This window comes from Nocardia takedensis NBRC 100417, from assembly GCF_000308695.1.
Lineage (GTDB): Bacteria > Actinomycetota > Actinomycetes > Mycobacteriales > Mycobacteriaceae > Nocardia > Nocardia takedensis.
In genome coordinates this window covers 36,160-62,986 of record NZ_BAGG01000095.1, presented here as the reverse complement: position 1 = coordinate 62,986, position 26,827 = coordinate 36,160, and the positions used below count along the sequence as shown (strand labels likewise).

The 26,827-nt window shown below is 68.9% G+C and carries 26 protein-coding genes and 1 pseudogene; 16 read left to right on the top strand and 11 right to left on the bottom strand.

Going from position 1 to position 26,827, the window contains the following annotated elements:
• Both ON30_RS21065 and ON30_RS21060 read left to right on the top strand, forming a co-directional pair.
• A partial coding sequence (locus ON30_RS21065) for a biotin/lipoyl-containing protein (protein ID WP_040709445.1) occupies positions 1-131 on the top strand: 131 nt, incomplete at its 5' end.
• Between the two features lie 18 nt (positions 132-149).
• Complete coding sequence (locus ON30_RS21060) at positions 150-1,664, top strand: sensor histidine kinase (protein ID WP_040709424.1); 1,515 nt, start codon at positions 150-152, stop codon at positions 1,662-1,664.
• 121 nt (positions 1,665-1,785) lie between these two features.
• On the opposite strand, the gene ON30_RS21055 is transcribed toward ON30_RS21060, so the two are convergent.
• Together ON30_RS21055 and ON30_RS21045 are read right to left on the bottom strand one after the other, a co-directional pair.
• Positions 1,786-2,040 (bottom strand): WhiB family transcriptional regulator, encoded by a 255-nt coding sequence (locus tag ON30_RS21055; RefSeq protein ID WP_011211115.1) that lies wholly within the window; start codon positions 2,038-2,040, stop codon positions 1,786-1,788.
• A gap of 250 nt (positions 2,041-2,290) precedes the next feature.
• Positions 2,291-3,238, bottom strand: a complete 948-nt coding sequence (locus tag ON30_RS21045; protein WP_040709420.1) for a diacylglycerol/lipid kinase family protein — start codon at positions 3,236-3,238, stop codon at positions 2,291-2,293.
• A gap of 173 nt (positions 3,239-3,411) precedes the next feature.
• Between ON30_RS21045 and ON30_RS21040 the strand changes: the two genes are divergently transcribed.
• Positions 3,412-3,801, top strand: a complete 390-nt coding sequence (locus ON30_RS21040; RefSeq protein ID WP_040709443.1) for a hypothetical protein — start codon at positions 3,412-3,414, stop codon at positions 3,799-3,801.
• Here ON30_RS21040 and ON30_RS21035 read toward each other — a convergent pair.
• The 5 genes and pseudogenes from ON30_RS21035 to ON30_RS21015 form a co-directional block, all read right to left on the bottom strand.
• Complete coding sequence (locus ON30_RS21035; protein WP_051029680.1) at positions 3,798-4,511, bottom strand: endonuclease V; 714 nt, start codon at positions 4,509-4,511, stop codon at positions 3,798-3,800. The two genes, ON30_RS21040 and ON30_RS21035, sit on opposite strands and share 4 nt — an antisense overlap.
• A gap of 53 nt (positions 4,512-4,564) precedes the next feature.
• Positions 4,565-5,056 (bottom strand): GNAT family N-acetyltransferase, encoded by a 492-nt coding sequence (locus ON30_RS21030; protein ID WP_040709419.1) that lies wholly within the window; start codon positions 5,054-5,056, stop codon positions 4,565-4,567.
• Complete coding sequence (locus ON30_RS21025; RefSeq protein ID WP_040709441.1) at positions 5,053-5,664, bottom strand: acid phosphatase; 612 nt, start codon at positions 5,662-5,664, stop codon at positions 5,053-5,055. The genes ON30_RS21030 and ON30_RS21025 overlap by 4 nt, the downstream gene beginning before the upstream one ends.
• A gap of 80 nt (positions 5,665-5,744) precedes the next feature.
• On the bottom strand, positions 5,745-6,983 hold the full coding sequence (locus ON30_RS21020) for an Rv3212 family protein (protein WP_040709417.1): 1,239 nt from the start codon (positions 6,981-6,983) through the stop codon (positions 5,745-5,747).
• 951 nt (positions 6,984-7,934) lie between these two features.
• A pseudogene (locus tag ON30_RS21015) lies at positions 7,935-9,517 on the bottom strand (DEAD/DEAH box helicase); the annotation flags it as partial.
• Positions 9,518-9,915: 398 nt separating this feature from the next.
• On the opposite strand from ON30_RS21015, the gene ON30_RS21010 reads away from it, so the two are divergent.
• From ON30_RS21010 to ON30_RS21000, 3 genes are all read left to right on the top strand, one after another.
• Positions 9,916-10,770: an SCO6745 family protein gene (locus ON30_RS21010; RefSeq protein WP_040709415.1), complete on the top strand. Its 855-nt coding sequence runs from the start codon at positions 9,916-9,918 to the stop codon at positions 10,768-10,770.
• A 58-nt stretch (positions 10,771-10,828) separates the two neighbouring features.
• On the top strand, positions 10,829-11,881 hold the full coding sequence (locus tag ON30_RS21005) for an alpha/beta fold hydrolase (RefSeq protein WP_040709413.1): 1,053 nt from the start codon (positions 10,829-10,831) through the stop codon (positions 11,879-11,881).
• A gap of 73 nt (positions 11,882-11,954) precedes the next feature.
• Complete coding sequence (locus ON30_RS21000) at positions 11,955-12,650, top strand: ferritin-like fold-containing protein (RefSeq protein ID WP_083911564.1); 696 nt, start codon at positions 11,955-11,957, stop codon at positions 12,648-12,650.
• A 7-nt stretch (positions 12,651-12,657) separates the two neighbouring features.
• Here the strand turns inward: ON30_RS21000 and ON30_RS20995 are convergent, their stop codons facing one another.
• On the bottom strand, positions 12,658-13,524 hold the full coding sequence (locus ON30_RS20995; protein WP_245554148.1) for a helix-turn-helix transcriptional regulator: 867 nt from the start codon (positions 13,522-13,524) through the stop codon (positions 12,658-12,660).
• A 138-nt stretch (positions 13,525-13,662) separates the two neighbouring features.
• Between ON30_RS20995 and ON30_RS20990 the strand changes: the two genes are divergently transcribed.
• The 3 genes from ON30_RS20990 (at position 13,663) to ON30_RS20980 (ending at position 15,308) form a co-directional block, all read left to right on the top strand.
• Positions 13,663-14,193, top strand: a complete 531-nt coding sequence (locus ON30_RS20990; RefSeq protein WP_040709411.1) for a class IV adenylate cyclase — start codon at positions 13,663-13,665, stop codon at positions 14,191-14,193.
• Between the two features lie 215 nt (positions 14,194-14,408).
• Entirely contained in the window at positions 14,409-14,975 is a 567-nt protein-coding gene (locus ON30_RS20985; protein WP_040709410.1) for a YceI family protein, read from the top strand.
• A 105-nt stretch (positions 14,976-15,080) separates the two neighbouring features.
• Positions 15,081-15,308, top strand: a complete 228-nt coding sequence (locus tag ON30_RS20980; RefSeq protein WP_040709408.1) for a DUF3107 domain-containing protein — start codon at positions 15,081-15,083, stop codon at positions 15,306-15,308.
• Positions 15,309-15,413: 105 nt separating this feature from the next.
• Here ON30_RS20980 and fasR read toward each other — a convergent pair whose 3' ends face one another.
• Complete coding sequence (gene fasR, locus ON30_RS20975) at positions 15,414-16,103, bottom strand: HTH-type transcriptional activator FasR (RefSeq protein ID WP_040709406.1); 690 nt, start codon at positions 16,101-16,103, stop codon at positions 15,414-15,416.
• Between the two features lie 456 nt (positions 16,104-16,559).
• Here fasR and ON30_RS20970 point away from each other — a divergent pair, with 456 nt between their 5' ends.
• The 7 genes from ON30_RS20970 (at position 16,560) to ON30_RS20940 (ending at position 25,188) form a co-directional block, all read left to right on the top strand.
• Positions 16,560-17,735, top strand: a complete 1,176-nt coding sequence (locus ON30_RS20970) for a DUF3152 domain-containing protein (RefSeq protein ID WP_245554147.1) — start codon at positions 16,560-16,562, stop codon at positions 17,733-17,735.
• 130 nt (positions 17,736-17,865) lie between these two features.
• On the top strand, positions 17,866-19,050 hold the full coding sequence (gene moeZ / locus ON30_RS20965; RefSeq protein WP_040709404.1) for an adenylyltransferase/sulfurtransferase MoeZ: 1,185 nt from the start codon (positions 17,866-17,868) through the stop codon (positions 19,048-19,050).
• Positions 19,051-19,128: 78 nt separating this feature from the next.
• Positions 19,129-19,980, top strand: coding sequence for a TIGR02569 family protein (locus ON30_RS20960; protein ID WP_040709402.1), 852 nt, complete (start codon positions 19,129-19,131; stop codon positions 19,978-19,980).
• Positions 19,981-20,201: 221 nt separating this feature from the next.
• Positions 20,202-22,049 (top strand): SCO2524 family protein, encoded by a 1,848-nt coding sequence (locus ON30_RS20955; protein ID WP_040709400.1) that lies wholly within the window; start codon positions 20,202-20,204, stop codon positions 22,047-22,049.
• Positions 22,050-22,053: 4 nt separating this feature from the next.
• Positions 22,054-23,022 carry an SCO2523 family variant P-loop protein gene (locus tag ON30_RS20950; RefSeq protein WP_051029678.1) on the top strand — a complete coding sequence of 323 codons (969 nt, stop codon included), beginning with the start codon at positions 22,054-22,056 and terminating at the stop codon, positions 23,020-23,022.
• 49 nt (positions 23,023-23,071) lie between these two features.
• Positions 23,072-24,088: an SCO2522 family protein gene (locus tag ON30_RS20945; protein WP_051029676.1), complete on the top strand. Its 1,017-nt coding sequence runs from the start codon at positions 23,072-23,074 to the stop codon at positions 24,086-24,088.
• A gap of 32 nt (positions 24,089-24,120) precedes the next feature.
• On the top strand, positions 24,121-25,188 hold the full coding sequence (locus ON30_RS20940; RefSeq protein ID WP_157183797.1) for an SCO2521 family protein: 1,068 nt from the start codon (positions 24,121-24,123) through the stop codon (positions 25,186-25,188).
• A gap of 11 nt (positions 25,189-25,199) precedes the next feature.
• Here ON30_RS20940 and ON30_RS20935 read toward each other — a convergent pair whose 3' ends face one another.
• A complete protein-coding gene (locus ON30_RS20935) occupies positions 25,200-26,054 on the bottom strand; it encodes a hypothetical protein (RefSeq protein WP_040709399.1) in 855 nt (284 codons plus the stop codon).
• Positions 26,055-26,123: 69 nt separating this feature from the next.
• Entirely contained in the window at positions 26,124-26,639 is a 516-nt protein-coding gene (locus ON30_RS20930; protein WP_157183796.1) for a GNAT family N-acetyltransferase, read from the bottom strand.
• Positions 26,640-26,827: the final 188 nt, after the last annotated feature.

Below are 26,827 nucleotides of genomic sequence, written 5' to 3'. Positions count from 1 at the left end.
CCCTGGTGCTGCTCGAGTCCATGAAGATGGAGATCCCCGTGCTCACCGAGACCGAGGGCGAGATCACCTCGATCGCCGTCGAACCCGGTCAGGTACTACAGCAGGGCGACCTCATCGCCGTCATCTCCTGAGCGATCGGCCGAGCGACCGTGTCGACCCTCAGTGAACTGCTCGCCGAACACACCGACCTGCCCGGAGTCGCGGTAGACCACCTGCAACGCGTGGTCGGCGACTGGCAGTTGCTCGCGGATCTGTCCTTCGCCGACCTGCTGCTGTGGGTGGGGGCCGGGCCGATCACCAACGGCGCGGACGTCGTGTGCGTCGCGCAGTGCCGTCCCACCACGGCCGCGACGGTGCACCTCGAGGACAAGGTCGGCACCACGGCCTCCCAGGACGATCACCCGCAGGTCTTCGAGGCGCTGGTCAGCGGCCGGGCCAATCGCGCCGACAGCGATATCGAGGCCAAGGCCGTCTATCACCCCTATCCGGTGCACGCCATCCGCGAGGCGATTCCGGTGCGCTGCGGCGACGACGTCATCGCGGTGCTGGCCCGCGACACCGACATGGAACGCTCCCGGGTGCGCAGCACGCTGGAGATGGCCTATCTGGCCTGCGCCGACGACCTGTGCCAGATGATCGCCGACGGCAGTTTCCCGACCACCGAGGACCGCGCGGCGACCCATTCCAGCCCGCGCGCGGGCGACGGTTTCATCCGCCTCGACACCGCGGGGATCGTCACCTACGCGAGTCCGAACGCGCTCTCGGCTTATCACCGCATGGGGCTGCAAGCCGATCTGGCCGGTCAGGACCTCGCGGTCACCACGCGTTCGCTGATCACCGACCCGTTCGACGCCCAGGAAGTGGTCGGCGACATCCAGGCCGCACTGGCCGGGCGCACCGGACGCCGCATGGAGGTGGAGGCGCGCGGGGCGACGGTGCTGCTGCGCACGCTGGTGCTGCGCCCGCACGGCGAACTCGCGGGCGCGGCGGTGCTGGTGCGCGACGTCACCGAGGTCAAACGCCGCGATCGCGCGCTGCTCAGCAAGGACGCCACCATCCGGGAGATCCACCACCGGGTGAAGAACAACCTCCAGACGGTGGCCGCGCTGCTGCGCCTGCAAGCGCGCCGCACCGAGAACGAGGAGGCCCAGGTCGCGCTGACCGAATCGGTGCGCCGGGTGACCTCGATCGCCTCGGTGCACGAGATGCTGTCGATGTCGGTGGACGAGGAGGTCGACCTCGACGAGGTGGTGGATCGACTGCTGCCGATCATGGCGGATGTGGCGACGGTGCACACCACCCGCATCAAGGTGCGCCGGGCCGGTTCGCTGGGCGTGTTCTCCGCCGAACGCGCGACCCCGCTGGTCATGGTGTTGACCGAGTTGGTGCAGAACGCCATCGAGCACGCCTTCGACTCCGGCGAGAACGGTACCGTGACAATACGTTCCGAGCGTTCGGCCCGCTGGTTGGACGTGATCATCAGCGACGACGGCCGTGGGCTGCCGCCCGGATTCAGCCTCGAGGCCAGCGATCGGCTCGGGTTGCAGATCGTGCGCACGTTGGTCACCGCCGAACTCGGCGGGTCCATCGGGTTGCACCCGGGCGCGGATGTCGGCACCGACGCGGTGCTGCGAGTGCCGTTGGGCCGGCGGTCCGGTCGCTGATCCGGCGCGAATTCACCGTCTCCCGAAAAACAGTGAAGCCCGGCACCTCGAAGGTGCCGGGCCGAAATGCGTTGCCGGGCCGGGCTGAAAGATGTGGTCCGGCAACGCTGGTCGTCGTGAACTAGACGACGGTGCGTGTACGCGTGCGCGCGTTGCGACGCTTGAGTGCGCGTCGCTCGTCCTCACTCATACCGCCCCACACGCCGGCATCCTGCCCGGACTTCAGGGCCCAGGACAGGCAGTCGGCGGTGACGGGGCAGCGAGCGCAGACCAGCTTGGCATCGGCAATCTGCGCGAGCGCGGGACCGCTGTTACCCACCGGGAAGAACAGCTCGGGGTCCTCGTCGCGACAGATGGCCTTGTGGCGCCAGTCCATTCCTCTGCTCCTTTGCTGGGCACCGCAAATGGGTGCCAATGGTTTGTGGTTCGTTCACTTGTGCGACCTGAATGTTTCCGCACGGTTGCTTGTGAATGCTTTCACGAACACCGTAGATGTCAATAGGTCTGCGGCGCACCGTGGGGAAGCTCACGCTCCGAAGGTCCCCGCATAGGGGAGCCTGCCCGACCCTTTGTACTCGCTCTACCGGGTTTTCGCAGCACAACCACGATGTTTTTGGTGGTCCGGATCACCGAACAGGGCGCGGCGCGACCACGGCCAGCACATCCGGCACCGAGGTGAAATCCACCACGTTTCGCTTCCCGATAAAGTCGCCATCGATTTGCAGTCCGATGGGCTCCGCGGTGGTCACGCGGACCGACGGCACATCGTCTTCGCGGAACAAATTGCGCGCCTTGGGATTTCCCTGCGGGCTCAACAGTTGGCGGGTGAGCAGCAGGGTGGGCAGGATCGCCATCGACCGCATGGCGAACACGCCGAGTCCGGTCTCGAATGTCGTTCCGGGATTCGTGTGGACCGGCGTGGAGTTCAAGTACGTCCACGGGCTCGCGTTCGTGATGAACGCGTAATGGACCTCCTCGATCGGATCGAATCCCGGTATTTCGATCCGTACGGTCGGCTCCTTACCTTTTGCCCGGAAAAATTGCCGAACACTAGTTCGAATATAACGAGCGGGCGTCGCCGCGTGCCCGTCCGCGCGACTCGCGTCGATGGCTTCGCACACATCCGCGTCCAAACCGACACCCGCGCTGAAGGTGAACCAGCGATCGTCGGCCAAACCGAGACCGATGCGCCGATCCCGCTCCAGGGTGAGCAGATCGATCAACTGATTCGTCGCGGTGACCGGGTCCGGCGAGATGCCGAGCGCCCGCGCGAACACGTTCGCCGAACCACCCGGGATCACCCCGAGTCGGGGCAGCCACGCGCCGCCGTCGTTCAACTCCGGCAGCGGCAGGAACCCGTTGATCGTCTCGTTGACCGTGCCGTCACCGCCGTGCACGACGATCAGGTCCATCTCGTTGGTCGAGGCCCACTGCGCCAACTCCGCCGCGTGGCCGCGGTGCTGGGTGTGCGCGACGGTCAGCTGGGTCCGGCTCTCCAACGCGTGCGCCAGGAGATCCCTGGTCGCCGCCGTGGTGGAGGTGGCATTCGGATTCACGATCAGCAGGGTCCGCACGGTGGCAGCCTAATCGGCGCGCGCGGGTGGTCTGAAAAGCCGGTGATCGACCCCGGTCGGACGGTGTGCACGGGGCGCGGGACGCCCGCGCGGGTGCTCGATAGGCTGGGCGCGTGGTGGACAGTGGTGAGAAGGCCGAGAACGCCGGAACGGCCGACCGGACGACGGGCGGCGTGCCCACGACGGTGCGCGGCGCGGGCGGACTCGTCGCCCTGGAAGGCGCGGTCGCGGTGACGGTGGCCGTGGTCCTGGTGGTGCGCGGCCTGCTCGGCCACGACCAGAGCCAGGCCAGCGGCTACGGCACCGCCGCCTGGTTCGGCATCCTCGGCGGCGCGGTGCTGGCCGCGGGCATCGGCCTGCTGCTCGGACAGCGCTGGGGGCGCGCCATCGCGACCATCGCCCAGATCCTGCTGCTGCCGGTCACCTGGTCGCTGCTCACCGACTCCCACCAACCCGTGTACGGCGCCCTGCTCGGCACCGTGGTGATCGCGGCGCTGGTCCTGCTGTTCGCGCCCGCGTCGAGTCGGTGGATGGCCGCCGAATACGGCGGCGACCCGGACTAACCCCCGGCGACCGTGCCCAGCGCGCGATCCCGGCGCACGACGGCCTCGCGCAGCGCCCTGCGGCACATCTGATCGGCCTGCCGCGTCGTCTCCGGTTGCCGGTAGTGCGGAGCCAGCGCGAGTACCTGCGCGCACGCGGTGTCCAGATCGATCAGATGGCCCACCGACACGAACAGCGGCTTCACCCCGGTCCGGGTGCGCAACACCCGCCCCACCACCTCGCCGTCGATCCGGATGTCGCCCGCCGCACCGCGTTCGGGCCCCGGCTCGTCGTAGTCGCCCCACGCGTTCTTGGCCACCCCGATCGTCGGGATCCCCGCCAACACCCCCAGGTGACAGGCCAGCCCGAACCGGCGCGGATGCGCCAATCCCTGCCCGTCGCAGATCAGCAGGTCGGGAGTGGCGTCCAGGTCGGCCAGCGCCGCGAGCGCCGTGGGCAGTTCGCGGAAGGCCAGCAGGCCGGGGACATAAGGGAATTCGGCCCTGCCGTGCGCCACCGTCGAGGCGACGGTCTGCAAGGTGCGGGCGTCCAGCGCCACCGCCGCCGCGGCGACCAGGCCCGATTCGTCGTAGGCGGAATCGATTCCGGCCACCACGCCGAAACGCGGGGGCCTGCGATCGGTCGGATCGACCAGCGGGCGCAACGCGTCCTGGACGGCGATCGCCTCCTCCGGGGTGTCGGGCCACCTGTCCGGCATACGGATCTGCATGGTCGCACCTCGACTTTCCCAACGGAACGATCTGTTGCACAGTACAACTCGGATCAGCGCGGCGGCGCCTGCTCGGCCAGCGCGCGCAGCGCGGAACCGGTCAGTCGGTAGCCGACCCAGTCGCTCTGGCCCACCGCGCCCAGCGATTCGTAGAACTCGATCGACGGGGTGTTCCAGGTCAGCACCGACCAGTCCACGCGGCTGTAGCCGTTGACCGCCGCCTCCCGCGCCAACTCGGCGAGCAGTCCGCGGCCGTAGCCGCGCCCGCGCCGCTCCGGCCGGACGTAGAGATCCTCCAGATAGATGCCGTGCACCCCGTTCCAGGTGGAGAAGTTCAGGAACCAGATCGCGCACCCCGCGACGCCGGATTCGTCCTCGACCACGTGCGCGAACAGGGCGGGCCGCGGGCCGAACAGCGCCGCGCGCAACTGCTCGACGGTGAGCGCGCACTGCTCGCGCGCCTTCTCGTAGTCGGCCAGTTCCTCGACCAGGGCGACGAGGTCGGGCACGTCGGCCTCGACGGCACGGCGGATCACGGCGTTCACCGCGGATCTCCCTTCGATTCGGCGATCAGGTTGTGCGCCAGGATGGTTCGGCTGTCGTGCTCGAAGCCGAGCACGCTCACGGCGGCTGTGGACAGCACGAACCGGCGTCCCTCGCGCACCGCGAACTCGGCCCACCGGGCGATCAGGACCCGGGAGAAATGCCCGTGCCCGACCAGCACCGCGTCCCGTTCGGGCAGGACAGCGAGCACCGAGTCGAGCACCCGGTCGGCCCGCGCGCCCACCTCGGCGAAGGACTCGCCGCCGGGCACCGCGCCGGTGAACACCGTCCAACCGGGATCGTGGTCGTGGATCTGCGGCGTGGTCAGCCCCTCGTAGTCGCCGTAATCCCACTCGGCGAGGTCCTCGTCGGGCGTCGCGGGCGCCAGTCCGGCCAGTTCGGCGGTGTGCCGCGCGCGCCGCCGCGGACTGGTCAGCACCAGCGGATCGCGCAACCCGAGACCGGCGATCAGCGGGCCTGCCGCCTTCGCCTGCTCCTCGCCGAGCGCGGTCAACGCGACATCCGTGCGCCCCGTGTGCCGATGCTGCTTCGACCAGGCGGTCTCGCCGTGGCGCAGCAGGACGAGCCTGGCCCCCTCGATGGCTGACATGACCTCCATCATGGCGGGCCGTCCGCGAGACGCACCCACCGCCTCGGACAGCGCGTGGTCCAGCCTCGCCGATGAACGGCTCAGCCCAGCGCGTACAGACGTGTGCCGCGCTTCTCCAGGACGACCTCACCCAGCACGGCCAGCGAGATCGGCGCGTCGACGTAGTCCGCGCGGTGCACCGGGATGGTGACGCCGGTATCGCGCGGCGCGGCCGGATCGAGCGAGACGATCGCCTCCGGAGTCGGCACCAGCAACCGGCCCGCCATCATCGCGGGCGAGCCGAGCACATCGCTGACCGACCACAGCGGGGCGAAACTGCTCGAGTTCAACGCCATCAACGCGTCACCGGTGAACAGGTAGTAGCCCGAAGACAGCCTGGTGACGTTCGCCGACGGACTCAACGGCGCGGACAACTGGTGGGTCGCCACCGGATTGCCGGTCGCGTCGAACACCGCCAGCAGCGGAGAGGTCGTCTCCGACCCGCCCTGCGCGCTCGCGGGCGGCAAATAGATCAGGATGCGATCGTTGGACACCGCCAACACCCGCGCGTCCGGCGACTCCGCGCCCGCCCCCGACAGCACGTGCGAGCCGTACTCCTCCGGGACGGTGTTCTCCTTCGGCGCGGGATTGAGCACCGTCAACCGATCGGCCGGGTCCTCCGGGCAACGTTCCAACACCGCCAGCCGGGCCGAATTCGAGCCCGAGGACAGCAGCGCGCAATCCTTGCGCGGCTGGGTCTTCACGTTGACCGGCGCGTCCACGAAGCCGTACTCGAGGGTGCGCACCAGATCCGAACGCCACATCTCCAGCCGCCGCGGCCCCTGCGCCAACGCGTAGGTGCCGTCGACGCTGAGGCGCACGTCCTGATCCATATAACTGCTGCGCGAGGTGCGGCGCTCCCCGGAATCACCGGCCAGCAGCGTCGTCTGACTGCAGCCGCGGTGATCCCGGTACACCGCCAACACCATCGCGAACTGCGACTCCACCCCGCACAGCGGCATGTCGCGCCGGTAGTGCCACAGCTCCTCGCCCGTCCCCGGGCGACGGCCCGACACCGTCCCGTCCTGCGCGGTGACCACCACGCCCGCCGCCGTCAGCGCGCGATCGGTGGCGCCGTCCTCGGCGAACCACAATTCCCGCAACCGGGTGGGCACCCGTTCGGCGGTCGGCGGTGCGCCCACCGGCGGCGACACCGTCACCGAATCGGTGCCCGCGGCGTCACCGCGGGCCCACACCACCACGGCGGCGAGCAACACGACGACAGCGATCGCGACTGCGGAGATGATATCGGCGCGCGTCCGCCGCTCGGGTGCGAGCACGATTGCGAGACTAGCGGATCCGCCGAACTAGGCCGAAGCCGCCGATGCCGTCACCACACCGTCCTCGCGGGCCGCCGCCTTGGTCCGCCGGGCCCGGGTCGGCTCGGCGGTCTCCGCGCCGTCGGCGCTCTCGGTCCGGGGGGAACGCCGGGTCCGGCCGGCCGGGGGAGCCTGCTCCTCGGACCGTGTGCCGCCCGCCGGAGCGCCCTCGACCTGGGCGGTGTCGGACCGCGTGCCTTCGGACTGCGCCTCGGCGCTCGCCTCGGTCTTGCGGGCCCGACGGCGTACCGGCTTGTCCGCGGGCGGGGTGTCGCCCGTGGGGGCCGCGTCCTCGGTCGCGGCCTGCGCGGTCTTGCGGGCGCGAGTCCGGCGAACCGGCTTCTCGGGTGCTTCCGCGACGGTGGCGTCCTCGGCTGTCGCACCGCTCGCGCGAGCGTCGGTCGTCCCGTCGCCCTCGTGCGCATCGGCCGTCGCACCGCTCGCCTGAGCGCCGGATTTCGCGTCGGCGACCGGGGCGTCGGACTGCTCCGACGTCGCGGTCTTGCGGGTGCGACGGCGGACAGGCTTTTCGGCCGGCGGCGCGGCAGCTTCGACGGTCGATTTCGTCGCGGACTCGTCGTGCGCCTCGGAGGTGACCGCGGCGTCACTCGACTCGACCTTCGCGGCGTCCGTCGTCGGAGCGTCCCCGTCGACGGCCTTCGCCGGACGGCGGGTCCGCTTGCGCGCGGGCTTCTTCTCCGGTTCCAGGTTCTCGACCGGAGAAGCGGGCTCGTCGGTCTGCCCCGCCCGCGTTGGGACGGCGTCGGTGAGCACGCCTTCCGCCGCCGTGCCGTCACCCTTCGTGTCGGCGGCCCCGGAGATCTCGACCCTCGCCGCGCCCGCCTGTCCCGCGTCGTTGCTCTGTGCGGAATCGGTCTGCCCGGCGGCCGCGGCCGTGCCGGACTGTTCGCCGGTGTCGGACTGCTCGCTCACGTTCGTCTGCGCACCGTCCCGGTCCGCGCCGGAACGCCGCCGACGACGGCGACGACGCGGCTGCGAACCCTCCTCGTACGAGCTGGGCGTGTCGGTGGCCCGCTCCGGGGCGGCCGTCCGCTCGTCGGTCGTGGCGGCGGCGTCCAACGGCTGACCCGCGCGGGTCCGGCGACGGTTGCGCTTGCGCGGGGCCCGCGCGGGACGGTCGACCACCTGCGCGTCGTCGTCCTCGCGGGCGGGCCTGGGCTTGCGGACCGTGCCCGTCGCGCCCTCGGGGATGCCGAGATCGGAGAACAGGTGCGGGGAGCGCGAGTAGGTCTCGACCGGTTCGGGGATGCCGAGGCCCAGTGCCTTGTCGATCCCGGCCCAGCGGTTGAGTTCGTCCCAGTCGATCAGGGTGACCGCGACACCGGTGCGTCCGGCGCGGCCGGTGCGGCCGATCCGGTGCACGTAGGTCTTCTCGTCCTCCGGACACTGGTAGTTGACGACGTGGGTGACGTCGTCGATATCGATGCCGCGCGCGGCGACGTCGGTGGCGACGAGGACGTCGATCACGCCGTTGCGGAATTTGGTGAGCGCCTTCTCGCGGGCGATCTGCCCGAGGTCGCCGTGCACCGCGCCGACCGCGAAGCCCCGGTCGGCCAGTTCGTCGGCGACCTTCTGCGCGGTGCGCTTGGTGCGGGTGAAAATCATCGTCGCGCCGCGGCTCTCGGCTTGGAGCACCTTCGCGATCAGTTCGCTCTTGTCCAGCGCGTGCGCGCGGTAGACGAACTGGGCGGTGCGGTCGTGCACGGCCGAGTCGTGCGGTTCCTCGGCCCGGATGTGGGTGGGCCGGGTGAGGAAGGTGCGGGCCAGGGTGATGATCGGGCCCGGCATGGTGGCCGAGAACAGCATGGTCTGGCGCTTGTCCGGGACCATGGTGAGGATGCGTTCGATATCGGGCAGGAAGCCCAGATCGAGCATTTCGTCGGCCTCGTCCAGGACCAGCACGCCGATCTTGCCGAGGATCAGGTGGTTCTGGTTGGCCAGGTCGAGCAGGCGGCCGGGGGTGCCGACGACCACGTCGACGCCGGTGCGCAGCGCGGCGATCTGGCTCTCGTAGGGGCGCCCGCCGTAGATGGCGGCGACCTTCAACGGCCCCTGGTGGTTGGTGAGGTATTTGCTCGCGTTCTCCAGGTCCTCGGTGACCTGGATGCACAGTTCGCGGGTCGGCACGATGACCAGTGCCCGCGGTGTGCCGTCCAGCGGCGTGGTGCCGGTGTCGGCGGTGGCGATCCGATGCAACAGCGGAACGCCGAATCCGAATGTCTTGCCCATACCGGTGCGGGCCTGACCGATCAGATCCTCACCGGCCAGTGCCAGGGGCAGGGTCAGTTCCTGAATCGCGAAAGTGCGTTCGATGCCGATCTCGCCGAGCGCGCGGACGATTTCGTCGCGGACGCCCAATTCGGCGAAACTCGGGGCGGTATGCGTGTCATCCAGTTCGGCGGTCAACAGGGTGTCGGTCAGACCTGGTTCCTGTTCGACGGTGATCTTGCTCAGGTTCGTGCCTTCCTCGTCATCGCGTCACGCGCGCACGAGGCGTGGGGCGGACCGGTCGGTCCACGACAACCACGTATCCGCCTGTGATACTCACCCGGGCCCATCGCCGGAGACCTCCGGGTGCGCCGTGTGGACGGCAGCGACCCGGGATATCGGCGCGGCGCAACGGTGATGCGGATCTGGTGCGCGCACATTTCCTGACTCCGGGAAATCCGCTCTGGATCCTGATCCAGGGCCTTCGCCGAACCATCCGTCGACGGCGGTCGAGGCGCGATCCGGTATCTCCGGTCGAGCGAATTTTTCCGTTGTCCCTGGTGATTGTAGCGTGATATTGTGCGCGGCCCGAAATGGCCTCCTCCGCAATTCCGGACAAATCCGTGCTTTCCCCCGACACGTTCCGCGACGTACGCTGCGGGACATGGCAATTCATCCGGCCCGACGAATCTGGACGACCCTGGAACCGATCCACGATGTCGTGTATTTCGGCGCGGGCGTCAAGGAGGCCGGGGTGGCGGTCGGACTGCGCGGCTATTGGCAGACCTACTTCGCTTTCCGCGCCGCCCCGCTGGGGCCGGTCGGCCCTGGTGCGGTGACCGCCGTCTTCGCCGGATTCCACCCCGAGATGGTCGGCAAGGCGCTGCCGGACGCCTGGTCGCGGGCTTCGGTGTCGGACTGCCTCGCGGCCAGGTCCGCGCTGGCGACGGGTCTGCTGCGGTCGGCGGGGGCCGCCGATCCCGTCGCGGCGCGGGCGGTGGACCTGTTGCTGCCCGCCCTGCGCCGGGCCGATCCCACGGGCAGGCCCCTGTTCGCCGCCAACGCCGACCTGCCCTTGGGCGACGATCCCGTGGCCGCGCTGTGGCAGGTCGCGACGGCGCTGCGCGAGCATCGCGGTGACGGTCACGTCGCGGCGCTGGTCGCGGCCGGGGTGTCCGGCCCGCGCGCGCTGGTGCTCCAGGTGGCCGCGGGCAAGGTGACCGAACCGGTGCTGCGGAACGCGCGGGGATGGTCGGTGCCGGAGTGGGCCGCCCTGGTCGAGGAGTCGCGCGCGGCCGGTCTGCTGACCGGTGAGCCGCACGCTCCGATCCTGACCGGTCAGGGTGCGGATCTGCTCACGAGTGTGGAATCGGTCACCGATGTCGCGGCGTGGGGCGGCGCGCTGTCGGCGCTGACGCCCGAAGCCGTCGAGGAGGTGGTCGTCTCGCTCGCGCCGCTGGTCGAGGCCGTGCGGGGTTCGATCGTGCCGCCGGACAATCCGGTGGGGACCGGGCGCTGACCCCCGATCGACAAGTGCCCGTTACCGTCGGTACCGGATGGTGTGAGAGATTCGTGGGGTGAGTCTCACCGACACTGTCGTCACCGCGGCCCGCAACGCCTGGGCCCTGACCTTCGGACCGGGCGTGAGCAGCCCCGATCCCGCGCCCTCGACGGTGCTGTGGGACGAACCGCACCGACTGCTGCGCCGCTACGAAGGCGTCCACCCCGCCGCGTCCGAGGACGCCGCGGTCCTGCTGGTCCCGCCGTTGGCCGCGCCCGCCTCCTGCTTCGACCTGCGCCCCGAACACAGCGTGGTGCGTTTCCTGCTGGAGACCGGCCGTCGCCCCTACCTGGTCGACTACGGCGAGATCACCTTCGCCGACCGTCGGATGGGCATGGAGGACTGGATCGACGACATCCTGCTCGAATCCGTGCTGCGGGTCTCCGCCGATCGTGGCGGCGCGCCCGTCGACCTGGTCGGGTGGTCGCTGGGCGGCACCCTGGCCCTGCTGACCGCCGCCGCCAACGCCCACCTGCCGATCCGTTCCGTCACCGCCATCGGCTCACCACTGGACTACGACGAGATGACCGGCATTCCGCAGGTGCGCGCCGTCGCCTCGCTCACCGGCGGCCTGGCCACCTCCACCGCCATCCGGGCCGCGGGCGGAGTGCCCGCGCCGCTGACCCGGCTGGCCTACCGGGTGACCGCCTGGGACCGGGAGGTCAAGCGTCCGTGGTTCATCGCCGAGAACCTCGCGCGCACCGAGATGCTGGCCCGGATGGAATCCGTCGACCGGTTCATGGCCGAGATGCCCGGCTATCCGGGCCGCTTCTACGGTCAGTTGTGGGGCAGGTTGATCCTGGCCAACGACATCGGCCGCGGCGTGCTGCGCCTGGGCGAGCGCGATATCGCCCTGGCCGAGGTGACCGCGCCGGTGCTGCTGATCGGCGGCCCGGAGGACGTCATCACCCGCGCCGCCGCGGTGAAAGCGGGCACGCGCCTGCTGACGGGCGCGGCGAAGGTGCGCTACGAGGCGGTGCCCGGCAGCCATCTCGGGATCCTCACCGGCGCCTCCGCGCGCGAGACCACCTGGGCCCATCTCGACGAGTTCCTGACCGAAGGGGCGTGATCGGCGCATTCGCGTCCGACCGCGTGCGGGTTGGAGCGGCCGTCCCCGCGATCCGGGACTAGTCTTGGGTGACATGGGAACACAGTCATCCTCCGCGCTGGGCGCATCGCCGATCGATTCGACCGCGCTGGCCGCGGACCACTCCGGGGTGACCGACCTGTTCGCGGTGCTCGCCTACGGCGAGATCTCCGCCTTCTACCGGTTGACCGAGGAAGCCAAACTGTCTCCCACCCTGCGCGGCAAGGTCGCGGTCGCGAAGATGGCCGCCGCCGAGATGGCCCACTTCCAGACCTTGGAGGCGGCGCTGGCCACCGCGGGAGCCGACATCTTCGACGCGATGGCCCCGTTCGTCCGCCCGCTGGACGACTACCACGCCTCCACCGACCCCTCCACCTGGTTGGAGTCGATGGTGAAGTTCTACGTCGGCGACGGCATCGCCGCCGACTTCTACACCGAGATCACCGGCGCGCTGTCCCCCGAGGTGGCCGCCGTCGTGCACGACGTGCTCGCCGAGACCAGCCACTCCGAATTCGTGGTCGAGGAGGTGCGCACCGCGGTGGCCGCGAGCCGCTCCGAACGCGACCGACTCACCCTGTGGGGCCGCAGACTCCTCGGCGAGGCCATCACCCAGGCCCAGTACGTCATGGCCCAACGCGACGAACTCACCGACTTGGTCCTCACCGCCACCGGCGACCTGAACGGCATCGCCACGCTGTTCGAGCGCATGCAGGCCAGCCACGCCGAACGCATGGCCGTGCTCGGCCTCTGAGAATCCGCTACTCGTTGGCGGCGGGCCTGGTGACCAGGCGCAGACCGGGCGCCTGAGCGGCGGTGCGATCGGTCATCCAGATGACCACGCTCTGGTCGCGGTCGGTGTCCAACGTCTCGTAGGGAACCCGCACCAACCCGTGGTCGGGGTGTTCGAAAGTCAGCACACCCGCGCCCTCGGCCCCGATGTGGTGCGATTTCCAGCGATCCTCGAACTCGGGTTCGGCGCGCAGGCCCTCGATCAGATCGCGCAACGACTCGTCGGCGGGCCAGCGGATCTTGGCCCGGTTGAGCGCGGCGGCGAAACCGTCGGCCGCCGCACCCCAATCCGGCAGCACCCGGCGCGCGGTCGGATTCATGAACACGTACCAGGCCAGATTCGGCCGCGAATTCCCGTCGAGCAGGCCGAGCGGCGCCACGAAATCGGCCCACGCCGGATTCCAGTCCAGAACGTTGAGGTAGCGGCCGGTGACGAACGCCGGCATCGGATGCAGCGCGCGCAGGACCGTCAGCAGCGAATCGGCCACCTCTTCCTGCGGGGACTCCGCCCCGGGGCACTTGTACTCGTTCCCCGAGGTCAGGGCCAACATGGTCAGGTGATGGCGGGGTGCGCCGCGCAGCAGCAACGCGTCGGCCAGCGCGTCCACCACAGCCACCGACGGATTGGTGTCACGGCCTTGTTCCAACCGCGCCAAATAGTCGGCGCTGACCCCTGCCAAGATGGCGACTTCCTCCCGCCGCAGCCCCGGCGTACGCCTGCGTCCACCGCCCGGCAGCCCGACGTCAGCGGGCCGCAGCTCGGCCCGCCGGGCCACCAGAAATTCCGCGAAGCCGTTGCGCCTCCCGGGGCCGCCGTTGTGTTCCATACGTTCCATCGTGCCCCGTCCCCGGACTTTTATCCGCGCCCTACCAGGTCCAGGACAACCCTGGCCTTCTGCGAGGTCGAATACTCGCGGTCCGTCAGTTGCCGAGGGGATAACCTCACTTCACCGAGACCCCTGAAGGAGACGCCTGTGCCGATCGAGCACGAAGCGAAGGTACTCGATGTCGACCCTGAAGGCATCCAACGCCGCATCCTGGACAAGGGCGGCCGCAAGTTCGGCGAACGGTTCATGCGCCGCTACGTCTACGACATCACTCCCGGTGTCGATGGCAAATGGATCAGGCTTCGCGACGACGGACACCGAACCACCCTCGCAGTCAAAGAGATCACCAGCGACGCCATCGACGGCACCCACGAGATAGAGGTTGCTGTCGATGACTTCGCCGCCACCAACGCCCTGCTCGAGACGCTCGGGTTCGCGGCCAAGTCCTACCAAGAAAACAAGCGAGTCAGTTTCACCCTCGACGGCGCGGAACTCGAACTCGACACCTGGCCCCGCATCCCGCCCTACCTCGAGATCGAGGCCGCGACGAAGGCCGATGTGATCCGGGTGGCGGAACTGCTCGGCTACACCGAAGCCGACCTGACCGGTGAGAACACGATCAAGATCTACGCCGATCACGGAATCGACCTCAACAGCATCGGAGAACTGCGCTTCTGACGGCGCGGCCCGACACTTCACGACCACCTCATCGCCGAAACCGCAGTTCTGCGGCGCAAGCTGCTCGGCTCTACAGCCGGCGACGAGCAGCGCACCGCTGTCGAGGTGGTCCATGCGTCCACCCTGCCCGGTCTCCGGACCTTTATCCGCGCCCTGCCGGGTCCAGGACAACGGCGGTCTGGTTGGCGCGCGCGAAGGCGACGATCGTTGTTGTCATGACCGATGCACTGGAAACGACCGCACTCGAAACCGATACCGCCGCATCCACTCTCGCTCCCGGAGTGTGGACCCTCGATCCGCTGCACTCCAGCGTGGCCTTCACCGTCCGCCACCTCGGCATCGCCAAGGTCCGCGGGGGGTTCACCCGCTTCGAGACCGACTTCGTCGTCGACGCCTCGGGTGCGGCGACCCTCGGCGCGACCATTCATCTGGACTCTTTCGAGACCGGGAACGTCGACCGCGACAACCATATTCGTACCGCCGACTTCCTCGACGTCGCGAATCGGCCCACTCTCACCTTTCGTGGGAGCGGACCGGTGCGGGTCGCGGAGAGCTTCACCGTCGAGGGTGAAGCGACCCTCGGGACGATCACCCGGCCGGTGACCCTCGAGGTCGAATGGGGCGGGGTTCAGGAATTGCCCGGCGTCGGCGAGCGGCACGCGGGGTTCTCGGCCACCGGCACCATCAAGCGGACCGATTTCGGGGTCGGCGCCGCGATGCCCGGCATGCTCTCCGATGCGGTACGGATCGAATTGGAGATCCAGTTGATCGAGCCGAAATGACTCCGCGCCTTGTTCGCTGACAGCGCAGGTGCCGTCTGCCGGGGCGGCCCCGCCCTGCATTAGCCTTGAGCCGACAGCACAGGACTCTAGGTTCGGAGGTTGGCCGTGGAGGTCAAGATCGGTATTTCGGATAGCCCGCGCGAGCTCGTCATCAACAGCTCGCAGACCCCGGAAGAGGTCGAGGCGCTGGTGTCCGGTGCGCTGACCGGCGAGGGCGGCGTGGTCTCGCTGATCGATGACAAGGGACGCAAGTTCCTGATCCAGGCCGCCAAGGTCGCCTACGTGGAGATCGGCTCCTCGGCGGCGGGCCGTGTGGGCTTCGCCGCCCTCTGAACCGGGTCCGATCTCGCGGCGACACACGAGAGCCCCTGTGCTCGACCTCACGGTCGGGTCCAGGGGCTCTTGTCGTGCTCGGGGCTCCGGGTTTCCAGCGGGTTTCTAGGAGCCCAGCGTGCGCGGAACGCCGTCGATCGGGTGCAGCGGCACATGCGACAGACCGCCCCAGGCGAGGGCGACGGTGGTGTCGACCGCTTCGTCCTTGGGGATCGGGCGATCCGCCTCCAGCCAGTAGCGGGCGGTGAACTGGCTCGCGCCGACCAGGCCGACCGCGAGGATGCGCGCCCGGTAGGGATCGAGGCCGGAATCGTGGGCGACCAGGTCGAAGACCGCGTCGACGCACGCCTCGGTGGCCTGCTCGACCCGACGCTGGACCTGCGGCTCGCTGGTCAGATCCGACTCGAAGACCAGGCGGAATCCCTGCATCTCGTTGTCGACGAAATCGAAGTACGCCGCCACCGCGGCGCGCACGCGCTGCCGGTTGTCGGTGGTGGAGCGCAGCGCCTGCCGCACGCTCGACACCAGCATGTCGACGTAATTCTGGAGTACCGCGAGGTACAGTTCGAGTTTGCTGGTGAAGTGCTGGTAGAGCACGGGCTTGCTCACTCCGGCGCACTGGGAGATCTCGTCCATACCCGCGGCGTGGTAGCCGCGTAGGACGAAGACCTCGCTTGCCGCATGGAGTAGCTGTTGGCGCCGCTCGTCGCGCGGTAGGCGGGTTCCGCGTTTGGTCGGTGCCATGGCCTCGGACGACGTTCTACGGGACGTCATCCTGTCCACGAGGTCGGTCATTTCGGCTCTCCCAGTCGATTCCCCGGCAAAAGGGGTGTGTGCACCGGGTATCCCATGAACGATACCCGGTGAAGGCGTACGTGCGGATCGGGGGCGCATCGGTGCGCGACCCGTGGGGTATATCGCGATGCGTTGTCGGATGTGTCAACCACAACTGTGTCATGGATGGCGAAGCCGTGATGTCGGGTATCGCGGACTGTGAGAACCTGGGTGCGTGACCCTCCGTGTCTATTGTCCCGGCCGGTCGGCTCCGCAGCCCTCGATCAGCTCGGCCCCGCGGTGTCCGACGGCGTGCGCGCTGCCGCAGGCTTCGTTCGCTCCCGCACCGCCCGGTCCGTGATGTCGGAATCCGTGGCGAAGTCTGGGGCGGGCAGAGGCAAGGGACGTTCCGATCGTGGGGGAAAGGCCCGCGCACCGGGCAACGGCTTGACGGGCAACGGCTCGACCCGGCTGCCAATGGGGGCGTGGCCGACGCGGGACGGCCCGGAATTCGCAGGTCACGACGATCGCGACACCGAGCGGCCCGAACCCGACCGCCCAGATCCCGAGCCCCGCGACGACGAATTCCGTGACCCGGAGTTCGCTGACGACGAATTCCGTGACGACCGGTTCGGTGACGACGAGACCCCCGATGCGGCGGACGACTCGGGTGCCATCGCCCTCTACGCCCCGCCCGACCGGTCCCATCAGCCGCTGCGCGCCAAATGGGACCCCACCGCCCCCGATGAGGGCCGGACCCGCGCTCCGCGCCCAGAACGCGATGTGAAGAAACAGAGCGCGCTGGGCCGCTTCATCTCCACCTACGGGTGGCGCGCCTACGCCCTGCCCGTGCTGTTCGTGGTGACCGTGCTCGTGGTCGTGGACGCCGTCAACGGCGGGCCCGAGGCCATCGGGGCCGCGGGCGCTCCCGGATTCGGCCGACTCAGCCCGCCCGCGGCCTCCGCGGGCATCATCGGCGCACCGCCCGGCGACGGCGAATTCCCCACCGATCTGCCGACCGGCGCGCTGCCCGAAGGCGGCCCCTTCGCCGAGACCGGACGCGGCAGTTGGCACGTGGTGCCGGGTACGAGCCCCGAGATCGGCGCGGGCGCGGAACTGCACTTCAGCTACACCGTCGAGATCGAGGACGGCGTGGACACCTCCGGATTCGGCGGTGACGCCGCCGTGGCCGCGATGGTGGACAGCACCTTGGGCAATCCCAAGAGCTGGACCCACGACAAGAAGTTCGCGTTCCGTCGCGTCGACCGCGGCGAACCCGACTTCCGCGTCTCGCTGACCTCGCGCGAATCGACCCGCAAGGCCTGCGGCTTCGACATCCCCATCGACTCGTCCTGTTTCAACGCCGACCTGCGCCGGGTGGTGCTCTCCGAGGCGCGCTGGGTGCGCGGCGCCCTGGCCTTCGAAGGGGATATCGGCTCGTATCGGCAGTACCTGGTCAACCACGAGATCGGGCATGCCATCGGCTACCACCAGCACCAGGCGTGCGAGACCGACGGCGGTCTGGCCCCGGTGATGATGCAGCAGACCTTCGGCACCGAGAACAACGTCATCGCGGCCCTCGACCCCGACGGAGTGGTCCCGATGGACGGCAAACGGTGCCGGTTCAATCCGTGGCCCTACCCGCGCGGGTGACGGTGGGTCGGCTGCGGCGTTCGGGCGGCGATGCGCGACGATGGGCGGGAAGAACGGCCCCCGCGCCGGTGTTGCATCCATAGTCCCCGCAGCGCCGTTCCCGGCCACATCGATTCGAGGAGTCCCGGACGTGTCATCACCGAAGTCCCTGCCGCCACTGGTCGAGCCGGCCGCGGAGCTGACCACCGACGAGATCGCCCGCTACAGCCGTCACCTGATCATTCCCGATGTCGGCGTGGACGGGCAGAAGCGCCTGAAGAACGCCAAGGTCCTGGTGATCGGCGCGGGCGGTCTGGGTTCTCCCGCGCTGCTGTATCTGGCCGCGGCGGGCGTGGGCACCCTCGGCATCGTGGAGTTCGACGAGGTCGACGCCTCCAACCTGCAACGCCAGATCATCCACGGCGAATCCGATATCGGCCGCTCCAAGGCCGACAGCGCGCAGGACTCGATCCGGGAGATCAACTCCGGGGTCACGGTGCACCTGCACAAGATCCGGCTCGAACCCGAGAACGCGGTGGAACTGTTCGAGCAGTACGACCTCATCGTCGACGGCACCGACAACTTCGCCACCCGCTACCTGGTCAACGACGCCGCCGTGCTGGCGGGCAAGCCCTACGTGTGGGGGTCGATCTACCGCTTCGAGGGTCAGGTCTCGGTGTTCTGGGAGGACGCCCCCGACGGCCGCGGCATCAACTACCGCGACCTCTACCCGGAGGCCCCGCCGCCGGGCATGGTCCCCTCCTGCGCCGAGGGCGGCGTGCTGGGCGTGCTGTGCGCCTCGATCGGCTCGATCATGGTCACCGAGGCGATCAAGCTGCTCACGGGCATCGGCGACCCGCTGCTGGGCCGTCTGATGGTCTACGACGCACTCGACATGACCTACCGCACCATCAAGCTGCGCCGCGATCCCGAACGTCAGCCGATCACCGAACTGATCGACTACGAGGCGTTCTGCGGCGTGGTGTCCGACGAAGGCGTGGCCGCGGCGGCGGGTTCGACCATCACCGCGCGCGAACTGAAGGAACTGCTCGACAGCGGCAAGGACATCGAACTCATCGACGTCCGCGAACCGGTCGAGTGGGACATCGTGCACATCGAGGGCGCGAAACTGATCCCCAAGGACCGCATACTGTCCGGTGAGGTGCTCGCCGACCTGCCGCAGAACCGGCCGATCGTGCTGCACTGCAAGACCGGCATCCGTTCGGCCGAGGTGCTCGCGGCGCTGAAGAAGGCGGGCTTCTCCGACGCCACGCACGTCCAGGGCGGCATCGTGGCCTGGGCGAATCAGGTCGACACCTCGCTGCCGGTCTACTGATTCCGGGCGGGTCTCGAGCCCGCAACGGACCCGGTGTGGCGTCTTCGGGGCGCCACGCGCCGGCGGTACGGTACCGCCGTGATCACTGTCGAGCCCCCCGAGCACGTGCGCGCGACGTTCGGTCTGCGCGAGGTGGAGCCGGTGTCGCTGGGCGACTGGGACGGTGGCTGGCGGCTGGGCGAGGTGGTGCTCAGCCCGGTCGCCGACCACGCCCGCGCGGCGTGGTCGGCCAAGGTCCGCGAAACTCTCGACGTCGACGGACTGCGTCTGGCGCGCCCCGTGCGCGCCACCGACGGACGCTACGTCGTCTCCGGGTGGCGTGCCGACACCTACCTCGACGGCAGTCCCGAACCCCGTCACGACGAAGTGGTCTCGGTGTCGCTGCGCCTGCACCAGGCGACCGCCGGACTCGAACGCCCGCGCTTCCTGGTGCAGCCACCGGTTGCCCCCTGGGTCGACGTCGATGTGTTCGTCGCCGCGGACCGCGCCGCCTGGGAAGCGGTCCCGCTGCGCAGTCTGCGCGGCGGCGGTTCCCCGCCGCCCGCGAGCCCCGATGGCCGCCACAGCATGGAACTCATCGGCCAGCTCGCGACCTTGCGCAAACCCGTGCGCACCCCCGCCCAGTTGGTCCACGGCGACCTGTTCGGCACCGTCCTGTTCACCGGACCCGACACCCCCGGCCTGTCCGACATCACGCCCTACTGGCGTCCCGCGCCGTGGGCGGCGGGCGTCGTGGTGGTCGACGCGCTCGCCTGGGGCGGGGCCGACGACGGTTTGCTGGACCGGTGGTCCGATCTGCCCGAGTGGCCGCAGATGTTGTTGCGGGCGGTCATGTTCCGGCTCGCGGTGCACGCGCTGCACCCGCGCTCCACGCCGCAGGCGTTTCCGGGTCTCGCGCGGACGGCGGACATGGTTCGGTTGATGCTCTGAGAGTGCTGGAAACGGACTGGTCGGTCGTTGAACAGTTTACGTGTATTCCATTATGACTCAGGCATTTTGGACACAGTTGCGTTCAAGTGAAGATCCCTCCGGAGTGGGTACGTGGCGCGCCGCGGCCGTGGTTAAATATTGCCGAAATGCCGCCGGGTCGTGATCTACGAGCTGGAGACCAGCGCGGCCGCTACGAGGGGTATCCGTGAGGACGGCGGCAGGTGAGAATCCAACCGAGAGAACAGATTCTGTCGATCTGGGAGTCCATGATCGACGCGTGCTGGGACAGCGAGGAATGGCATTGGGGCGGTCAGGGCGGCAGTAACGCGATCTCCGACTCCGAGCAACTGCTCTGTCTGCTGTACCCCGCCACGGAGATCGAGATCTTCGCTCTGCACAACCCGGATCGGATCGAGACCGACGTTCGAAACGTGCTGTCCCGCATCGGTGGTCCGACCCGCATCGGCGGCTTCGTCGTCCGTCTGCTCGAGGAATACATCGCCAAGAACACCGACGCCGACGGACAGCCGAAGTTCGCCGCAGGCCACTACCTGAAGTCGGCGGATCCGGCCCGGTCGCCCTCCGACGCGCAGCGGCGGCTCGAAGTCGTGGACGCGTACTCCATGTCACTGACCGTCTGCATGGCCGGTCTGCGCTTCCTGCGCGACTACCAGGGCGCGATGTGGCAGGGACGGCCGAGCGAGGTGCTCGCGGTGCTGTCGGAACACCTCAGCGCCCGGCTGACGGCGGCGATGACCGGGCTGGTCCGCAGCTTCGTGGTGAACCCGATGCATCCCAAGACGCCCGAGGGGCAGGCGATCATCCAGATGCTCAACACGCGTTCGCGCACCGAGCAGACGGTGATCAGTGGGATCAAGTCCAGTCTGGAACGGGTCAGGGCGCGCCTGCGCAGCGACGTCGTGCTGGGGCAGGAGAAAGCGGTCCAGGAACTCGAGGACTGGGAACTGCTGTTCGAGTGCGGCTGGAGTTGGGGGATCGCCGAGGACGCCAGCCACATCGATTGGATCGACGCGCCCATCGCCTCGGCGTCCGGTATCGCCGAATCGCGGCCGTACCTGTACTTCACGATGGTGGCGCTGGACGGCATCAACGACCTCGTCTCCCCGCGAGTCGGCGAACTCGGTCTGCTCGACGAGAAGCAGCACCGGCTCGCCCAAGCCTTGCGCACCCGCTGGGAGTTGACCCAGTCCTACTGGTCCACCGTCGCGCGGTTCGGCGGCGGCGCGTGGCCGCTCGAGGACATCCCGTGGCGGACCTCCGACGGCGAACAGTCCGACTACTACAGTCTCATCGTCTCCGCCGTGCTCATCCAGGACCTCGTCCAGCGCGCGGCCTCGGACGACGACTTGACCAGGGCCGTGGCGATCTTCGACGAACTCGCCGGCCGGGGGCGCATCATCCGACGGCCGATGAAGGACGATCCGGCCGTCGCCCTGCACACGCCCGGCGTCCGGTTGAACCTGCGCGGTACCGAGTCGGCCGACGACGGCCCGGCGCTGCAATGGGAGGTCTCCGACTTCTCCGCCGTACTGCTCAAGCGAATGTTGCAGGCCGCGCGCCTGTCCAACAACGTCGCGGCCAGGGACAAGCTCATGGAGTTGTCCAAGTCGGCCATGGACCACTTGGACCAGCGGCGGTTGAGGATGGGCGCGGTCGGACTCTGGGACGATCCCAGCGGCGTCTTCGTCGGCGAGGCCGACCACAGCGAGACCGAACCGTCCTGGTACATGACCGAGCGCCTGATCGAGTGTCTGGTCGACGCCTATCGCACCTACCGCGAGCCACCGCCCAACTGGCCGGAATTGCAGACAGTGGCGCGGGTGATGCTCAACACCGCCGAGCACCGCTTCGATCAGGAACTGCTCGGCGCCACCATCGAGGACAGTTCGGACAACCGCGATGCCCTCGATCGCGTGGAGCGCCACATCGATGACGCCCGGCGCATGATCCGTGAGGACGCCGCCACCACGTTCGTGCACACGCTCAACGCGCTGCGGGAGTTGCAGGGTCTGGTGGACGGACGCGACGACGCGTCCAGGAACGTCTGAACGCATGATCGTTTTCGCGACTTCGGACAAGGGCGGCACCGGCAGGTCGGTGACCTCCTGCAACCTGGGCTATCACCTGTCGGCCAAGGGCCGCAGTGTCGCCTACCTCGACTTCGATTTCGGGTCACCCACCGCGGGAGCCCTGTTCGAACTCGGCGGGTACGAGCGCGGCGTTCCGCCGGAACGGCAGCGCAACGGCCCGTCACAGGGGCTGGGACTGCATTCGTATCTGCTCAACAAGGTGGGCACCCCCACCCGCGTCAACGTGCGAACGACCACGGACCGGGAGGATCTGCGCAAACTCCGCGCCCGCGGCGGGCAATTGGTGCTGTTTCCCGGTGACGAGGGCGGCGCGGAATTCGACCATCGCACCGACGGCGCGATCGTCGACCGGTGCGTGGAACTGTTGCTGATGGTGGAGCGCGATTTCGACGTGTGCCTGGTCGACCTGAGCGCGGGCCGCTCGGTCGCGATGGACGTCGCCTTGCGGGCGACCGGCGCGGACGCGTTGAAATCGCGCACCGTGCGCTGGTTGGTCTTCCATCGGTGGACCCGTCAGCACATTCTCGCGGCGCGTGGGCTCGTGCACGGCGAGCACGGATTGCTGGACAGCGGCACCCGCTCCGGACACGACCGCCAGCGCCTGCTCGACAATATCCGTTTCGTCCGCACCGCCGTTCCGCAATTGGATCGGGTGCGCGGCGGCTCGGGGCCGCAGGCGGCGTGGCTGCACCGTCAGGACCGCATTCTCAACGAATTGGCGGGCGCGTCGAAAGTCGGTGCGAGCGCCTTGTTGGGAACCGTGCCGGTCGAGCCTATGCTCCAGTGGCGAGAACAATTGATTCTCAAGGTCGACGTGGACAAAGAGATCGCCAATCACGCGACCTACGAGGCCTTCGACGGCCTCGCCGAGCGGTTGGTGGACGAGCGCACCTGGCGTCCTTTGCAGCAAACGTCGTGGGACAACCCCTGACGATCTCCTGATCCGCGCACCATCGATCTGGGAAAGGCAACCGTCAACCGTGGAGAACGCGCCCGGCTACAGCGAGGCGACCGAGCATGTGCGAACCAGCGCCGTGCCGTTGTCGCACGTGTCGATCGAGGTCGGTCACTTCTATATGCACGATCTTACCAACGGGGTCGACCGCATCAAGGCGCAGTTTCGTCGAATCGTTCCGCTGGTGGCGGCTTTCACCGAATCCGCGAAGGCCGAGTACGGGCCGAATCCGCGGGTGAGCACCTGTTTTCTCATCGATGATTACTTCCGCACCGACACCAAGCCCGCCGAAATTCTCGGAAGGCTCCTGGACGCCGCGGCCGAAACCGGATTGCGCATCGATTATCTGGCGCGCGAGGCCGGTTGCTGGGAGGTGCCCGCGGTCGTCCAGGCCGGGGTGTTGAAGAGCCCCGAGATCAAGTTGGCCGAACTCGTCCGCGGGCGGATCGTCGCCGAACCGGAGGAGGGGACCAACGGCCGTCGGCCGCCGACCGCGGAATCGGGGTGGTTGTGCAACGGTAAGCGGGCCAACGACAGTCGGCCGGGTCAGGCGATGCATCCCGACGAGCCCTACGAGCCGCCGGAGGAGTTCGGTCGCCGCGAGCATTCGATATTCCTCGATGTCGAGATGTGGGCGACGGTGCTGAAGAATCGGCGGACCGAGGTGGGCACCAAATGGTCGTGCCCGTATCTGGCCTCGATCTGGCAGTTGTTGCGGCTGGGCATGTTGCGGTACGAAGGTCGTCCGATCGCCGAGCCGCAACCGTGGGTGCTGGGGTCTCGCTGGCCGGACAATTGGTGGGAGATGCCGACGGTGCTGCAACTCGAGCCGAGGGCCAAACCGTTCGCCGCCTACCAGTCGTTGTCGATCCTGCCGCAGCGTTACGTGGGGATCGAGCATGCCGTGCGGGTCATCCTGGATCACGTCCAACTCGACGATGAGGTGGTCGATCAGATCGTGGGTCGCGGGCGTGACGAGGGGCTGACGGTGCCGCGCAAGGTCACCGAGCGACTCGGTCACATGCTGTTGGCCGGGTCCTGATGCCCGATCCCAACTTCTCGCGGGGGAGCGGGATGCCGAGGGGGCGTTCCGGGTTCGCGGGCGGTGCGCACCGGCGTGCCCGGGCGACGCGGCTGCTGAGTCGCAGCGCGCGGGCCCAACCGCGGACCCCGGAGCCGTTGCCGACGACGCTGGCGGTGTTCGGCGAGGTCGCCACGACCTTGCTGCCGACCTCGGCGGCGCTGCAACGCGGCGAGGTCGAGGATCTGCTCGGACTGTTCCCCGGTCAGCGCGCGCACTGGCGGGAACGTCCCATCTCGCTGGGGATCTCGGCTCCGGGCGCGGAGGGTATCGATTGCACGCTGGCCGCGCCCGATCATCCTGCCGTCCGGGCGATCGGCACCGTCGCGACGCGCGCGCTGGTGGTCGGCGGCCGGGTGTTGCAGAGTTCGGCGCAAGGCACGGTGACGCGCGCGCTCTCGGACAAGCGGCAGCCGTGGTCGCACTATCTGAGCCGGGTCGGGGTGCTCGAGGTCATCACCAAAGTCACCGGGGAGACGGGCGACCGCCTGGTCGAGGGATTCCTCGCGGCGCGGGTGGGGGCGACCGGACTCGACCTCACGTCGGTCACCGACCGTCTGCTCGGGCAGGTCAGCCTGCACGAGGGGCTCGATCACGATGTGCCGTTGCGCGGCGGCACCACACGGCTGCGGTGGGCGGCGCGGGTGGCTCCCGGTGCGGCGCGGGTGGCGTTCCGGTTGCTGGACGACCGGCAGCGCACGGTGCTGGTCTCGGTGCCCGCCGAAGCCGATCTCGCCGCCGCGCAGCGCTTCTGCGAGGATCTCGCGGTGCACGACTGGCTGCTGACCGCCGTCGCCGGGGCGATCGAGCGCGCCGATCTGGCGGGGCCGGGCAATTCCGCGGCGGCGGAGATCCTCGCGCCGGTCCTGCATCATCTGGCGCACCTGTGGGTGCCCGGCGCGCACACCCCGCCGGAACTGCGCGGTCCGTGGGAGCAGTTGCAGCGCGATCCCGATTTCACCGCGGACTGGCGACGTTCGGTCGACCATCTGCGTAATCGGATGCTCGTGGCGACCTGGAATGCCATGCGGCCCAACCGGGTCGGCAGTACCGACGGCTGAGTCGGACGCGCTCAGAAGCGGAACCAGCGCCGCACCAGCAGCGCGAAGAACACCGAGGTGAACACGATGCCGGTCCAGGCTTCGACGACGAGCACCGCCCGTCCGGCGGGCCCGACGCCGAGGTCTTGGAGATCGCTGATGCCCAGCGGGTTGAGGTAGTTGGTCAGGCACAGGTGCAGCGCGGTGCCCAACGGTTGGTGGTCGATGAGCAGCAGGACCGCGGCGAACAAAGTGATCTGCGCGGCGATCCAGATCAGCAGCAGGAAGGGCCGGAATCCGTAGCCGCACGTCAGGTCCGAGATGTAGCCGGGGGTGCGCCGCCACACCGGGTAGGTGGCGCGGCGTTTGGCCCGGGCGCGGGCCAGGCGGCAGCGGTCCTGGGCGTCGAAATCCTCGTGCTGGCCGAACAGCCAGGTCGCGCGTTTGAACGCGAGCGCGGCGTGGGCGGGCAGACCGACCTCGATCAGCGCCTCGCCGCGCCCCTCGTAGAGTTCGGCCAACCGCATGCTCTGGGTGCCGCTGAGGCGGCGCGGCCCCCGGAACTCGGTTTCCACCGCGAGCAGGGCGGTGAGTTCGCGCAACGGTTCGTCGATGCCGGGGTGCGGGCTGTCGACCGTGTCGTAGAGGTGGGCGAAGACCAGTTCGTCGCCGCGCGGCGGCACCTGGGCGCGCGCGTATTCGATCACCAGATGTTCGACGCTGCGGTGGAATTCGGCGAGCAGTCGACGTTCGGTGGGCCGCGTCGGGTCCGAGCGCGGCGTGCGCTGGAAGACCGTGATCCGGTCGGTGTATTCGTCGGCGTGCCGTTCGATGAGAGTGGTGAGCGAGACGACCTCGTGGGGAATCCGATCCTGGCCTTCGGTCATCGACGCTCCCCCCGTCGCGGCCGAACGCACCGCGTATGACGTGGAATCCACGATACCAACGGGTTCGGCTCACGGGCGGGGTCCCGGCGGACGCTTGATCCAGCGCTCGGGGTCCTCGTGTTCGGGTCCGCCCCAGCGGCGCGGCGTGTCGTCGAAGTCGAGTTCCAGGACTTCGCGGGGTTCGCCGATGCCGAAGTAGCGGTCTTCGCTGGAGACGCTGACGAATCCGACGGATTTGTAGAGGTTGCCCGCCGTGTGGTGGCCGGGGCGCACGGTCAGGCGGACGCGGCGCGCCTCCGCGGCGCGGCAGTGCGCGACGGCCCGCTCGAGCAGGGTGCGGCCGACGCCGCGACGTTGATAGTTCTCGGCGACGCCGAGTCCCATGACCCACCCGCACTGTTCGCTGCCGAGGCCGACGAGGGCGTAGCCGCGGACCGTGTCCTCGGCGGCGGCGAGAATCCAGTGCTTGCCGTGCAGGTCGTACAGTTGGCGCAGGGCCATGTAGGAATAGGCCAGTTCGGCGAACAGTTCCTCTTCCAGAGCCGCGATACTGTCGAGGTCATCTTGTCGAACCGGTCGATACATGTCGTCCCCCCGCCGCTGTCGTGCGTCCATTCCAGCGTAGAGGCAGGACGGGCCGATCGGATCGAATTGTCGTCCGTCCGAACGACACTGCCCGCGGGATTCGGAAATGCGCGGTCACGGTGAATATTCGAGGACGACGATGGTGACATCGCACAATTGGGGGCGCCGACGGGACAGGCCGCCCCGGA